General features: G+C 62.7%; 1 protein-coding gene. It reads left to right on the top strand.

Annotation, left to right across the window (positions count from 1 at the left end):
• Nucleotides 1-52: 52 nt before the first annotated feature.
• On the top strand, nucleotides 53-507 hold a 455-nt coding region (locus AC1DWT_RS51845), incomplete at its 3' end, for a condensation domain-containing protein (RefSeq protein ID WP_477926352.1).

The following is a 507-nucleotide window of genomic DNA, read 5'->3' on the forward strand; positions in this document are numbered from 1 at the left end:
GTTGCGGGTGGATGTGTCGGGGAATCCGCGGTTCGATCAGGTCCTCGACCGGGTGCGGGTAAAGGCTCTAGGTGCGTACGAGAATCAGGATGCGCCGTTCGAGCGGTTGGTGGAGTTGCTGAATCCGGTTCGCTCGACGGCCTATCATCCGTTGTTTCAGGTGTCGTTTGCGATGCAGGATAATGTGTTTCCCGATGTCGCGTTCCCAGGGTTGGAATGGACCACATTGCCGGCGCCGACGGGGACGTCGCGTTTCGATCTGTCCGTCACCGTCGCCCACGACGGCCACCAGGGTCTGGCGGGGGTTGTCGAGTACGCGAGTGATCTGTTCGATCGGGCGACGGTGGAGGGTATCGCGGCCCGGTATGTGCGGTTGCTCGAGCTGATCGTCGCGGATCCGCGCGGGCGGATCGAGGGGTACGAAATCCTGGATCCGGACGAGCGCACACTCGTGCTGGAGAGCTGGAACGACACGCGCGCATCGATACCGGACTCGACGATCCCAGT

The sequence above is a fragment of the Rhodococcus sp. P4_B6 genome (assembly GCF_056402215.1).